General features: G+C 72.9%; 12 protein-coding genes and 1 tRNA gene. 5 read left to right on the forward strand and 8 right to left on the reverse strand.

The features are described 5' to 3' along the window. Nucleotides 1–217: 217 nt before the first annotated feature. The gene (locus tag ABT023_RS00005; RefSeq protein WP_350879962.1) at nt 218–751 is read right to left on the reverse strand and encodes a YbhB/YbcL family Raf kinase inhibitor-like protein; all 534 of its coding nucleotides are present in this window, start codon (nt 749–751) and stop codon (nt 218–220) included. A gap of 433 nt (nt 752–1,184) precedes the next feature. Here ABT023_RS00005 and ABT023_RS00010 point away from each other — a divergent pair, with 433 nt between their 5' ends. Next, nucleotides 1,185–1,682, forward strand: a complete 498-nt coding sequence (locus ABT023_RS00010; RefSeq protein ID WP_350879964.1) for a hypothetical protein — start codon at nt 1,185–1,187, stop codon at nt 1,680–1,682. 371 nt (nt 1,683–2,053) lie between these two features. Here the strand turns inward: ABT023_RS00010 and ABT023_RS00015 are convergent, their stop codons facing one another. Together ABT023_RS00015 and ABT023_RS00020 are read right to left on the reverse strand one after the other, a co-directional pair. Beyond that, the gene (locus tag ABT023_RS00015) at nt 2,054–2,566 is read right to left on the reverse strand and encodes a hypothetical protein (RefSeq protein WP_350879966.1); all 513 of its coding nucleotides are present in this window, start codon (nt 2,564–2,566) and stop codon (nt 2,054–2,056) included. A 185-nt stretch (nt 2,567–2,751) separates the two neighbouring features. Beyond that, nucleotides 2,752–2,838, reverse strand: a tRNA-Ser gene (locus ABT023_RS00020). A 376-nt stretch (nt 2,839–3,214) separates the two neighbouring features. Between ABT023_RS00020 and ABT023_RS00025 the strand changes: the two genes are divergently transcribed. Next, nucleotides 3,215–4,192 carry an NAD(P)H-quinone oxidoreductase gene (locus ABT023_RS00025; protein ID WP_350879968.1) on the forward strand — a complete coding sequence of 326 codons (978 nt, stop codon included), beginning with the start codon at nt 3,215–3,217 and terminating at the stop codon, nt 4,190–4,192. A gap of 15 nt (nt 4,193–4,207) precedes the next feature. Here the strand turns inward: ABT023_RS00025 and soxR are convergent, their stop codons facing one another. Further along, on the reverse strand, nt 4,208–4,669 hold the full coding sequence (gene soxR, locus ABT023_RS00030) for a redox-sensitive transcriptional activator SoxR (RefSeq protein ID WP_350879970.1): 462 nt from the start codon (nt 4,667–4,669) through the stop codon (nt 4,208–4,210). 46 nt (nt 4,670–4,715) lie between these two features. Between soxR and ABT023_RS00035 the strand changes: the two genes are divergently transcribed. Both ABT023_RS00035 and ABT023_RS00040 read left to right on the forward strand, forming a co-directional pair. Next, nucleotides 4,716–5,429 carry a thiamine pyrophosphate-binding protein gene (locus ABT023_RS00035; protein WP_350879972.1) on the forward strand — a complete coding sequence of 238 codons (714 nt, stop codon included), beginning with the start codon at nt 4,716–4,718 and terminating at the stop codon, nt 5,427–5,429. 8 nt (nt 5,430–5,437) lie between these two features. Next, nucleotides 5,438–6,325 carry a transketolase family protein gene (locus ABT023_RS00040; protein WP_350880589.1) on the forward strand — a complete coding sequence of 296 codons (888 nt, stop codon included), beginning with the start codon at nt 5,438–5,440 and terminating at the stop codon, nt 6,323–6,325. A gap of 6 nt (nt 6,326–6,331) precedes the next feature. Here ABT023_RS00040 and ABT023_RS00045 read toward each other — a convergent pair whose 3' ends face one another. Beyond that, nucleotides 6,332–7,039: a glycosyltransferase family 2 protein gene (locus ABT023_RS00045; RefSeq protein WP_350879974.1), complete on the reverse strand. Its 708-nt coding sequence runs from the start codon at nt 7,037–7,039 to the stop codon at nt 6,332–6,334. Nucleotides 7,040–7,162: 123 nt separating this feature from the next. Here ABT023_RS00045 and ABT023_RS00050 point away from each other — a divergent pair, with 123 nt between their 5' ends. Continuing rightward, nucleotides 7,163–9,334, forward strand: a complete 2,172-nt coding sequence (locus ABT023_RS00050; RefSeq protein ID WP_350879976.1) for a hypothetical protein — start codon at nt 7,163–7,165, stop codon at nt 9,332–9,334. On the opposite strand, the gene ABT023_RS00055 is transcribed toward ABT023_RS00050, so the two are convergent. The 3 genes from ABT023_RS00055 to ABT023_RS00065 form a co-directional block, all read right to left on the reverse strand. Beyond that, nucleotides 9,335–10,078 (reverse strand): response regulator transcription factor, encoded by a 744-nt coding sequence (locus ABT023_RS00055; RefSeq protein WP_350879978.1) that lies wholly within the window; start codon nt 10,076–10,078, stop codon nt 9,335–9,337. 69 nt (nt 10,079–10,147) lie between these two features. Next, on the reverse strand, nt 10,148–10,657 hold the full coding sequence (locus ABT023_RS00060; protein ID WP_350879980.1) for a hypothetical protein: 510 nt from the start codon (nt 10,655–10,657) through the stop codon (nt 10,148–10,150). A gap of 162 nt (nt 10,658–10,819) precedes the next feature. Next, a complete protein-coding gene (locus ABT023_RS00065) occupies nt 10,820–12,421 on the reverse strand; it encodes a glycoside hydrolase domain-containing protein (RefSeq protein ID WP_350879982.1) in 1,602 nt (533 codons plus the stop codon). Nucleotides 12,422–12,559 lie beyond the last annotated feature (138 nt).

The raw sequence follows: 12,559 nt of genomic DNA on the forward strand, positions 1-12,559 counted from the left end.
GATCACCGCCCACGCCTCGTCAGTCAGTTCGCCACGACGCACCACCGGCACATCGTCAACGATCAACCACTACAAGATCGGCAGGACACGCCCTAACCCCCCACCCCCACCGCCCCCGCGATCTTGCACCTTGGGCCCGGACAATCCGGGCATGTGCCGCGAGACGCGGGCCGCAAGTGCAAGATCGCGGGCGGATGGCGGATGGCGGGCGGGTGGCTCAGTCCTTGACCTGGTACGTGGGGCGGATGACCGCGCGGGCCAGGGTGTGGAAGGCGAGGTTGAAGCCGACGTACGCGGGGGTGGCGTCCGGGCCCACGTCGAGGCGCTCGACGTCGACCGCATGTACGGCGAAGACGTACCGGTGCGGGCGGTCACCGGCCGGCGGGGCGGCACCGCCGAACCCGGTCGCGCCGTAGTCGTTGCGGACGCTGGACGCGTCGCCCAGGGCGCCCTCGTCGACGCCCCGGGGCAGCTCGGTCACCGAGGCGGGAAGGTTGACCAGCGCCCAGTGCCAGAAGCCGCTGCCGGTCGGCGCGTCCGGGTCGAAGCAGGTGACCACAAAGCTCTTCGTCTCGGCGGGGAAGTCCGACCAGGCGAGCTGGGGCGAGACGTTCCCCCCGCCGACGCTGTCGTGGGCGTGCCGGGCGTCCATCGGCTCACCGTTGTGCACGTCGTCACTGGTCAGGGTGAACGACGCAACGGTCGGCAGCAGCTCGTACGGGTCCGGGGCGATCGGTCGTTCCAGGGACATCAGGGACGGTCCTTCCGGTGAGCGTGGTTTCCTGCCGCCCTTCTTACCCCGCCACGACCGCCGATCGACCACCGGCACGTCGGATCAGCGCGAAGGACCTACGGGTAGGGACCGGCCAGCACGTACGTGAGCCGCCCGCTGCTGGTTGCCGCTCATTCGCCGCCGACCGGGCGGCAGGGGCCGGTGGCCGCGGGCAGCCGCCGGTACAGTGCCGCAGCATGGGCGCACTCAAGCCGTGGCACATCGCCACGCTCTGCTGTCTCGTCACGTCGGCAGCGCTGCTCGCCGGCCTCGTCTGGTTCCTGGCGAGCCGGGCAAGCCGCCGTCGCTAGAGACGGGGCTTGCCCGCGTCTCGTGCCCGGTCGTGACAGCTGGAAGTCACGGTGTCTGGCCCACACATGGCCCATGACGGCGAGATTAGAAGGATAATCGCGTGCTCAGGCAGTGGGCGGTTCCTCTTGCTGTTGCCTGGCATGCTAATCACGTGCCCTCTTCGCAGCCCCGCTATGAGCCCATCATGGTTCCCCCTGCCAGGCCGGGCAGATGGCGCGTGTGGTTGACAGCGTTGTTTGGCGCACTGCTGCTGTTCTTCGCGCTGCTCACCGTCGGCCAGGCGCTTTACCTGAACGAGAACGGCGTCATCACTCAGGCCGAGATCGTAGACACGCGTTTGGGCGGTCGCGCTGACTTCGTGCGCGTACGGGTCAGTTCGGGCCAGGAGACGAATCTCTGGGCCTGGGCGGAGTCTCCGAAGGTCGGCGCGACAGTTTCTGTGGTTTACCTTGCAGAATCGAACTGGGCGAAGGACGCCCGCGTATTCGCCCCAGGATGGCGAATCTGGCCGAATTTGGGAATGAGTCTTCTATTTCTGGTTGGAGCACTGCTGGAGCGCCGTCGCATCTCGCGTACATCCGACCGGGCGTTCGACTGAGTTCAAAGTTGTCATCAGCAGATCGGCCCGAGTGTTCTGGAGGGATTCTTTGCCTGCATGCACTTCGCCGTAATCCGACCCTCCGAGGTGAACATCTGCGCGCCGACGAATGCGAGCGTACCGAGAAAGGATGGTTCGGCTCCACCTCAGCGTTCCAGGTCCGCCCGCACGCCCCCTGACCGGCGTTTGCACTGGCCAGGGGGCGTTTTTGCTGCTTTCGGCCGGGTGTGGGATTCCGACCCGCGAAGGACGTCGCCGCCCTTACCGGTTTTCCTCCAGCCGGGATGTCTCGCTCAACTATCGCCTACGGCCTCATCGACAGCGGCGCGAGTCGACCTTGTCGTCCTTGACCGAGTTCACGCCACCTGGGGTCAGTAGCAAGGCGAGATGGAGTAGACAGGGTCCCAGTCGGCGGAACCCGAGGAAGGGCTCTTCGGGAGGACCCGGATCGGGATACCTTGGGAGCCGAGAAGGTACGGGGTGGGCGCGCCGCTGGACTGGTTGTTCCGCCAGTAACCCGTACCCGTCCAGTTGTACACGTCGTAGATTTGGCAGGTGTAGAGGAAGAAGACCTTCCAGACCAAACCGGCCCAGACCTGCGCGCAGAAGTAGCCGGAGGGACAAATGTAGGTATCCCCCGGCGCCACGCCGAGAGTGCTGACGGATGGCGAGATCGTGGGATTCGCGGTGGCGCCCATGCCACGAGGCGCCGGCGGTGCGGTTACGAGAATGCCGCCCGCGTCGTAGCTCGCGGGAGCGGCCCCCCCGACCGATTCGGTGGTGACGGATGCGGGTCTGGTGGCTGCGGAAGCTGTGGTGGGGACGCCGGTGGCCGCGACCACGAGCGCCGCGGCGACGATCAGCGCAGGCGCAAATCGCTTCATAAGTAGTCCTCCCGTGATGGCATAAACTGCCCCTACTACCCGAGCAGTATTCAGCATCCGGGCGATGATGTCGAGTGACGTCAATGTCATTGGTTGCATCCGCGCCTGGGGCATCGCAGGCATCGACGGCCGGGGCGAGGCGGCGCGGAAGCGGAGAGCGCCTGACCGCGCGGCGAACGGCAGAGCGGAGGGTGTGGGATTCGAACCCACGAAGACATCGCTGCCTTACCGGTTTTCAAGACCAGCGCCATCGGCCACTAGGCGAACCCTCCCGGACCACGCCCCGCAGGACGCGACCGCCGCCTAGTCTGCCAGAAGCCGGCCGGCGGGTGAGCCGCTGTCCCACCATGGCTGAACCGCCGGCCGAGTGCGGGACACCCCCGCCGCCGTGCTGACCAGCGAATCATGGCCGCCGTCAGATCCACAGTGGCCCAACTGCCGGCCCCGCCTGCTCCCCCGCCCGGTGCACCCGCGCGGCGAATCTGTTCCCCCGGACGATCACGACGAGGCGGCCCGAACTCGACGCCCGGACCGACACGGTCCCGGATCGGGCTCCGGCCGGTCACCCCGAGGCATGTCCTGCGGGCGACGGTGGACGAGATCCCGGGCCGGGCGTGGAGGGAGAGCAGGATGGGGTAAGACTGGGCCATGCACGCGATCACGATCCCGGAGCCCGGCGGACCCGACGCACTCGTCTGGGCGGAGGTGCCCGATCCGGAGCCCGGCCCCGGCGAGGTGGTCGTGCACGTGCGGGCCAGCGCGGTGAACCGGGCCGACCTGCTGCAACGGCAGGGGCACTACCCACCGCCGCCGGGCGCGCCCGCGTACCCCGGGTTGGAGTGCTCGGGGGTGATCGGCGCGGTCGGCGCGGACGTCACCGGGTGGGCGGTCGGTCAGGAGGTCTGCGCGCTGCTGGCCGGCGGCGGGTACGCCGAGCGGGTGGCCGTGCCCGCCGGGCAGCTCCTGCCGGTGCCGGACGGCGTCGACCTGGTCGACGCGGCGGCGCTGCCGGAGGTGGCCTGCACGGTCTGGTCGAACGTGGTCCGGCTCGCCGGGCTGGCGAAGGGCGAGACGCTGCTGGTGCACGGCGGGGGCAGCGGGATCGGCACGTTCGCCGTCCAGCTCGGCACGGCGCTCGGCGCGACGGTCGTGGTCACCGCCCGGTCGGCGAAGCACAAGCGGTTGCGCGAGCTGGGCGCCGCGCACGCGATCGACTACCGGGAGCAGGACTTCGTCGAGGAGGTCCGGCGGGTCACCGACGGCCGGGGCGCGGACGTCGTCCTCGACATCATGGGCGCTTCCTACCTGGCCCGGAACGTGGCCGCGCTGGCCACCGGCGGCCGGCTCGTGGTGATCGGCATGCAGGGCGGCCGGAAGGCGGAGCTGGACCTGGGCGCGCTGCTGGCGAAGCGGGCCTCGGTGGCGGCCACCGCGCTGCGGTCCCGTCCGCCGGCGGAGAAGGCGACGATCGTCGCGGGTGTTCGGGAGCAGGTCTGGCCGCTGGTGGCCGCCGGGGCGGTCCGCCCGGTCGTCGACCGGCGGCTGCCGATGCCCGAGGCGGCCGAGGCGCACCGGGTGGTCGAGTCCAACGACCACGTCGGCAAGGTGCTGCTCACCCTCGGGTGACCCCGGCGTGTCGTGTCACCCGGCGGGCGTGGCCTGCCCGGTGGGGGGCAGCATGAGCCGGGCGCCGGGGCCCTCGCCCGAGAGCTTGTCCTCCGGGTTGTAGAGGGTGCAGCGCTGCAACGACAGGCAGCCGCAGCCGACGCAGCCGTCCAGGTCGTCGCGGAGCTTGGTCATCAGCCGGATCTTCTCGCTCAGCCGGGCCCGCCACCCGATCGACAGCTCCGCCCAGTCGGCGGCCGTCGGGGTGCGGGAGGCAGGCAGCGAGTCCAGCGCGTCGCGGATCTCCTCCAGCGAGATGCCGACCTGCTGGGAGATCCGGACGAACGCCACCCGGCGCAGCTCGGTGCGGGCGTACCGGCGCTGGTTGCCGCTGGTGCGGTCGGCCCGGATCAGGCCGAGGCGCTCGTAGTAGCGAAGCGCCGACTGCGCGACGCCGCTGCGCGCGGCGAGCTGGCCGATGGTCAGGGATTCCTGCATCACGTCGCCTTGAGTTGAAGGGGACTTCAACTTGCAGGCTAGCGGCATGACCATCATGAGCGCCACCACGCGGGCCGCCGAAGGCGACCCACCCGCACCGCTCGGGCCCTTGTTGGAGCGGGTCCGGGCAGGTCGGGAGTTCGGCCCGAACGTGTACTCGACCCTCGACGTCCTCCGGGTGCTCTACGACCGGGTGCTGCGGATCACCCCGGCGACCGTCGACGACCCGGACCGGGACCGGTTCCTGCTCTCCAAGGGGCACGCCGTCGCCGGCTACTACGCCGTGCTGGCCGCGAGGGGCTTCGTGCCCGCCGACTGGCTCGACGACCAGGGCGGCCCGGACAGCCTGCTCGGCGAACACCCGGACCGCCTGCTGGTCCCCGGGGTGGAGATCGGCTCCGGCTCGCTCGGCCACGGCCTCGGCCTGGGCGCGGGCACCGCGCTCGGGCTGCGGGCCCAGGGCCTGACGACCCCCCGGGTGTACGTCCTGCTCGGCGACGCCGAACTGGACGAGGGGTCCAACCACGAGGCGATCGCGTACGCGGGCGCGGTCGGGCTGGCGAACCTGACCGCCGTGGTGATCGACAACGACTCGGCCAGCCACGGCTGGCGCGGCGGGATCGCGACCCGGTTCACCGTCAACGGGTGGACCGCCGCGACCGTGGACGGGCGCGACCACGATGCCCTCCACGACGCCCTCACCGGGCAGGGCGGGAACCGGCCGCACGTGGTCGTCGCGGTCGTCCGGGAGGGAGAGTGAGCATGCTGATGCGGGACGCGTTCGTCGACACGACCACGGCGCTGCTGGCCGAGCAGCCGCGCACCGCGCTGGTGCTCGCCGACATCTCGGCCGAGTCGTTCGCCCCGGCCGCCGGGCGGCACCCCGACCGGGTGCTCAACGTGGGCATCCGGGAGCAGTTGATGATGGGGGTGGCCGGCGGTCTCGCGCTGACCGGGCTGCGGCCGATCGTGCACAGCTACGCCCCGTTCCTCGTCGAGCGGGCGTACGAGCAGATCAAGCTGGACCTGGACCACCAGGGCGTGAGCGCGGTGCTGGTCGGCATCGGCGGGTCGTACGACCGGGCCGCCGCAGGGCGGACCCACCTGTCCCCGGCCGACGTCGCGTTGATCGACACCCTGGCCGACTGGACCGTGCACGTGCCCGGGCACACCGACGAGGTGCCCGCCCTGCTGCGCGCGGCGGTGGCCGGGGAGGGTCCGGCGTACCTGCGGCTGTCGACGCTGGGCAACGACCGGCCGCGCGGCACGGACGGATCGCTCGCCGTGGTGCGGGACGCGGGGCCGGGAGCGCCGCTGCTGGTGGCGGTCGGGCCGGTGCTTGACGCGGCGTTGGCGGCGATGGCCGGCCTGGGGGTGACGGTGGCGTACACCCACCGGCCGCGACCGTTCGACGCGGCCGGGCTGCGGGCCCTCGCGGGGGCCGAGGTGATCCTGGTGGAGCCCTACCTGGCCGGGACGTCCGCCCGGCTGGTCGGTGATGCCCTGGTGGACCGGCCGCACCGGCTGCTGTCGCTCGGCGTGGGCCGGGAGGAGCTGCGACGGTACGGCTCCGCCGCCGACCACACCCGCTGGCACGGGCTGGACGCGGCAGGCCTGCGCCGGTCGGTCAGCGCCTTCCTCGAAGCGGGGCGCTGACCCGGGTCAGCGCTGCGGGGCGTCGACGGGACGGCGGCGGGTGCGCTCTCGACCGAGGATCCAGATCGCCTCGACGCCGTCCTTCCAGGTGATCTTCTTGCCCTCCTCGCGGCCCCGCGCCCGGTAGCTGATCGGCACCTCGTACGGGCGGATGCGCCGGCGCAGCAGCTTGCCGGTCACCTCGGCCTCCATGCCGAAGCCCCGGGAGCGGACGTCGAGGGAGCGGTAGAGGGCGACCGGCATCAGCTTGAAGCAGGTCTCCAGGTCGCCGATGTACGAGTTGAACAGCACGTTGGCCGCCATGGTCACGCCCTTGTTGCCCATCACGTACCAGAAGCTGTACGCGCTGTGGCTGCCGAAGGTGCGGTTGCCGTAGACCACCGTGGCCCGGCCGTCGAGCACCGGGGCGAGCAGCTTGGGGATGTCCTGCGGGTCGTACTCCAGGTCGGCGTCGAGGATGACCATGTACTCGCCGTCGGCGTTGTCGACCGCCGTCTTGATGGCCGCGCCCTTGCCCGCGTTGCGCTGGTGGGTGATCACCCGTAGCCGAGCGTCGTCGGCGCGACCGAGGATCTCGCTGGTGCCGTCGCGGCTGCCGTCGTCGACCACGACCATCTCGATCTCGCACGGGTAGTCGACCGCCAACGCCTGCTTGAGGGCATCCGCGATGCGTTCTTCCTCGTTGTAGACCGGCATCAGGATCGAGAGCTTCACGGGGATCTCCACGGTGGCGGCGACACGTCGGCCCCAGCCTAGCCTGGCAGGTCAGCGCGACGGGGTACAGCACTGCCGGGCGGCGAGCGCGGCACATCCAGCCTGATGGTGTTTACTCGCGCCATGTCGGCAGCCGGCTCCCTGCTCGTGGCGGCCCCACTCGCCGCCGTTCTGTCGCTCACCGTGGCGCTGCGGCCACGTGGAACCGACGCGATCGCCCCGTTGCGCCTGGCCGTGATCCGAGCCGCCGTGGTCACCGGAGCGTTCGCGGTGCTGACGGTGGAGCTGCTCGGGGCGCTGCGTCTGCTGACCCTGCCCGCCTTCGCGGTCGCCTGGCTGATCTTCCTCACCGTCGCCGCCGGGGCGGCAGGCCGGCGACGCCGCCGCGACGGGACGCCGGGGGACCCGGCCGCCGCCGCCCGCGCCGGCCTCGCCCGGCTGGCCGGCCGGTGGCGTACGGCGGGGCGGGGCGAGCGGCTGCTGGCCGGCACGGTCGGCGGGCTGGTCCTGGTGGAGCTGCTGATCGCGCTGCTGGCCGAGCCCAACAACTTCGACTCGCAGACCTACCACCTGCCCAAGGTGGAACATTGGGTGGCCCAGCGCGGCCTGGAGTTCTGGCCCACCGCGATCCACCGACAGGTGACCATCCCGCCCGGCGCAGAGTACCTGCTGCTGCACCTGCGGCTGTTCACCGGCGGTGACGCGCTGCACAACCTGGTCCAGTGGGCCGCCGGGGTGGGCTGCCTGCTGGGTGCCGCCCGGATCGCCGCCCAGCTCGGCGGGGGGCGGCGGGCCCAGTTGCTCACCGCGTTCGTACTGGCCACCACCCCCATGGTGGCGCTCCAGGCGACCAGCACCCAGACCGACCTGGTCTGCGCCGCCTGGGTGGCCTGCGTGGCGACCCTGGCGCTGGACGGGCTGCGCCGGCGGGCCGGGGCCGGCACACTGCTGCTGCTCGGCGCGGCGACCGGACTGACCGCGGTGACGAAGACCAGCGGGCTGATCGGGGTAGGCCCGTTGCTGCTGCTCTGGGGCATCGGCCAGCTCCGGCTGGCGTACCTGGACGGACCGGTGCGGACAGCCGGCGACGACCCGGGCCGACCGGTGCTGGTCGGGGTCGGTGCGGGGGCGGTCGGGGACGGGGACCACCCGGCGGTCACGGCCGGGCCGGCCGGGCCGGCGGTGCGCGGCGGCGTCACGGGCCGCCCGGCGGGACCGTCCCGGGGGGCCGGGGTGGCCCGGACCGCGGCCGGATCACTGCTGGTGCTGCTGGTCGCCCTGGTCGTGGTCGGGCCGTTCCTGGCCCGGGTGCAGGCCGAGTTCGGTCACCCGCTGGGCCCGCCCCGGCTTCGCGAGTCGATCCCGATGGAGCGGCACGACCCGGCGTCGGTCCTGGTGAACGCGCTGCGCATCGGGCACACCGCGCTGGACACGCCGCTCGCCCCGGTCCGCGCCGGCACGGCCGAAGCGATCATGGCGGGGTCCCGCGCGATCGGGGTGGACCCGCAGGACCGGGCCATCACCTTCGGCCGGGAGGTCTTCCCGGTGCCGGCCTGGTACCCCGACGAGGACCGGGTGGCGTTCCCGCTGGTCGGCGCGCTCGCCCTGGTCGGGGCGGTGCTGGCGCTGGCCCGGCCGGCCCGGGTCGCCCCGGCTGCGGCCGGGGCCCTGCGGGCGTACGCCGTCGTGGTGGTGGCCGCCGTCCTGCTGCACACGGCGATGATCAAATGGCAGCCGTGGGGGAACCGGCTGCTGCTGTACGCCCTGATCCTGGCGGCCCCGCTGGCCGGCCTGTGGCTGGACGCGCTGTTCCGCCGCCGGCTCGCGCCGGGCCGACGGTCGGTGGCCGCCGGCCTGGCAGCCACGGTGCTGGCCGCCTCCGCCCTGGCCGGGGTGCTCGCCCTGTCGTACGGCTTCCCGCGCCGGCTGGTCGGTGCCGGATCGGTCCTCACCACCTCGGAGTGGGACACCCGCTTCCTGCGCCGGCCACAGTGGACGGACGAGTTCCGCGGGGCCGCCGACGCGGTGCGGGCGTCCGGCGCGCGGCGGATCGGGCTGGTGCAGCAGAACGACAACTGGGAGTACCCGTGGTGGCTGCTGCTGCGTGACGCCGACGGCCGCCCGCCCGAGCTGGTGGCGCTGGAGTCGGTGCTGCCGGACCGGCCGCCGGCCGCTCCCGCCTCGACGGACGCGATCGTCTGCACCGGCAGCCGGGCGGCCTGCGTGAAGCTCGTGCCGCCCGGCTGGACGCTGACCTGGCGGGGCTACGTCGGCTACGCCCTCCCGCCCACCTGATCAGGACGAGGGTGGGCGGTGGCGGTGGTGCCGTCCCGGCAGCGGCCGAAGGTCGGCATCGGCCGCGTACCCGGCACCCCGGTGGGTGCGGATCACCCCGGCCGCCCCGCCCAGCTTGGCCCGGATCTGCGCCACGTGCACGTCGACGGTGCGGGTGCCGGCGTGCACGGCGTACCCCCAGACGCCGGCCAGCAGCTCCGCCCGGGTGCAGACCCGGCCGGGCCGGGCCATCAGGTGGGCGAGCAGGTCGAACTCGGTGGCGGTGAACGGCACCGGGACGCCGGCCACGGTCACCGTTCGGCGGGTCGGGTCGATGGTCACCGGGCCCACCGTGCGGGCCCGGTCGTCGGCCCCGGACGCGCCGGCTGCGCGGCGCAGCGCCACCCGGACCCGGGCGATCAGCTCGCGCGGGCTGACCGGCTTCACCACGTGGTCTTCCGCGCCGAGTCCCAGGCCGACGACCCGGTCCACCTCGTCGCGCGTGGTGAGGAAGATGACGGGCGTCCGGTCACCGGCCTCACGCAGCCGCCGGCAGATCTCGGTGCCGGCCAGGCCGGGCAGGGCGACGTCCAGGACGCAGACCACCGGACGCAGCCTGCGTACGGCGGCCAGCCCGACGGCGCCGTCCCGTTCCAGGTGTACGCCGAAGCCGTCCCGGGTCAGGTGGAGCCGGACCAGGTCGGCGGCGGCGGGCTCGTCCGCGACCACGAGGACGAGCCCGCGCGGCGGTGCGTCGACGGTCACCGGTTCATGATTGCCGAACCTCGACGCCCGGGGCGCGCCGGGCCGTGCTCGAATCGGGCAAGGAGCCGCTCAGCGGATCACCACGGGCCGCAACGCGGTTGGGCGGGCGGCGGTCGGGGCGTCGCCGATGGTGGCCACGATCCGCTCCCGGGCCGTCCGGAGCCGGGTCCGGAACGCGTGGTGCAGCAGGGCGTCGAGCTGCCACACCTGCCTCGGGTGCTGGGGCCGGATGAGGAATCGCTCCCGGACGCCGTCGATGGCGGTGGCGGCCAGCTCGACCGCGGGCAACCGGGGGTCCGGGCTCCACGTGACGTCGGTCAGCTCGCGCAGTTCGGCGTTGAGGTGCAGGCACAGGCGGTGCAGCACCCGGGTCTGCCGGATGACGACGAGACGCCGGTGGGTCAGCAGCAGGAGGTACTCGCCGACCGGACGCTGCGGCCGGCTGCACCGGGTCACCAGGATGGTGGCGTCGCCCGCGCCGACGCAGCGGCGGAATATCGGTATGTGTCGGCTGACGGTCTGCGCCGCCAGTCCGGTGTCGGCGGCTGCGGGCAGGAACGTTCGGGAGAAGACGTCCATGCCCTGCCCAACGACAGGGGAGCCGGCGTGACGTGGGTCACGGGCGGACTTGCGGAACTTCCACGTGCCGGGGGTCGACGGCGTCGTAGGCGACCCAGGTCCCCGGGCGAGGGCGGCCCGGCGCCGGTCGGGTGCCGCTGACGGGCACCCGACCGGCTGCGCTCACAGCAGCGGTTGCATGGGCCCGAAGCCGGAGCCGAGGCGGATCGGCGGCAGCCAGGCGCCGCCGTCCCAGACGTAGCGCAGCAGGTGGCCCGTCGAGGCCTGAACGGCGACGAGCTCCGGCCGACCGTCACGGTCGAAGTCACCGGGCTGGACCAGGTCTCGCATGCCGCCCCAGCCGGTACCGGCCGGCAGCGGCACGCCGAACCCGTCCGCCGCGCCCGGGTGGACCAGGAGTCGGCCGGTGGCGGTCTCCCGGGCGAGCAGGTCCGGCCGGCCGTCGCCGGTGAGGTCGGCCCCGCCGGTCAACTCGTCCATCGCGTTCCAGCCGTCGGCGGCGAACAGGACCCGGGTGCCGAACGTGCCGCCCCGGCCGGGATAGAACCAGAGCGCGCCGGTGGACGTCTGGACCGCCACGAGGTCCTGGTAGCCGTCGCCGTCGAGGTCCCCGACCGGGGTGATCTCCCGGACGGAGTTCCAGCCCGCGCCCAGTTTGACCCGGCCGGTGATGCCGGACCCGGTCCCCGGGTAGAGCCACAGGTACCCGGTCGACTTCTCGCGTGCGACGACGTCCTCGCCGCCGGCCCGGTCGAAGTTTCCGGGCCGGACGATCGCGTCCATGCCGTTCCAGCCGGCGCCGAGGGTGACCCGGCCGCTGAGCGTGGTGCCGTTGCCGCCGTAGACGTGCAACTGCCCGGAGGCCGGATCGCGGTACGCCACGTCCGCCCAGCCGTTGCCGGTGAAATCGGCGAAGCCGGCCGCCGGCAGCACGGCCAGGTCGAGTTGGTCGCTGTCGATGTTGAGGGTGACCCCGCCCCACGTCTCGTGGTGGTCGCCCTGGTACTGCTTCATCCGCCGCCCCGGTGCCCAGTACGACTCCGGGATGGCCGGATCCGTCACCGTGGCCACCCCGTCCCAGCGGGCGAAGTCCAGGTAGTCCGGGCCGGCGTGGGTCGGCTGCTCGTAGGCGTCGACCTGGTCGGTCACGGCACCGGTGCCGACCTTGCCGTAGAGGCCGGAGAGGTAGCCGTTGTCGTGCAGCCGGATCGTCCAGGCGCTGACGAAGGCGTTGACCGCCGCCGTGCACGCCGCGTCGCCGGTCGGGTACGTCTCCATGTCGTAGAAGACGGTGCTGTCCGGTGCCAGCCCGAGGTCGCGGGCCCGGGTGGCGGCGTCGTCCGCCGCCGCGCGGCCCTGGGTCGCCGCCTGAGCCGGGTCGATGGTCCGGGTGTACTTCGAGCAGGGTGCCTGAAGTCCGACGTACAGCGGGAAGAACCGCCAGCCCGCCGCCTGTTGGGTGGCCACCCACTCCCTGGTCAGGTTGGCCTGGGCGCAGCCCCGGTTGACCCCGCCGAGGTAGATGCCGAGCGCGCGGTACGGCGAGGCGAGCCACGCCTTCATGGTGGCGCTGGACGGCGCGGCGCAGGTGTCGAAGCCCAGGCCGGTGAACGTCCCCGGGTGCGGGCCGGCGTAGCCGGCCGCGGCGGCCGGCCCGGTGCTGCCGGCGAGGGCGATGCCCGCGCCGAGAACCGTGGCGGCCGTGGCGGCCAGGGCCCGCCGGACGCCGCGCCCGAACGCGGGCGCAGAGAAGCTGTTCGTCACGTGTCCCCGATCTTTCCCCGTGCAGTAAACGAGCCGGCGGGCGGACCCGGACGGTCCTCGCGCAGCGCCGGCGCCCCGATTCTTCCGGGACCCCGACGGCTTTGTCGAGATCGGACGGCGGCTCAGCCGGTGAGCCAC

This window comes from Micromonospora sp. NPDC002296 (genome assembly GCF_040296145.1).
Classification (GTDB): Bacteria; Actinomycetota; Actinomycetes; order Mycobacteriales; family Micromonosporaceae; genus Micromonospora.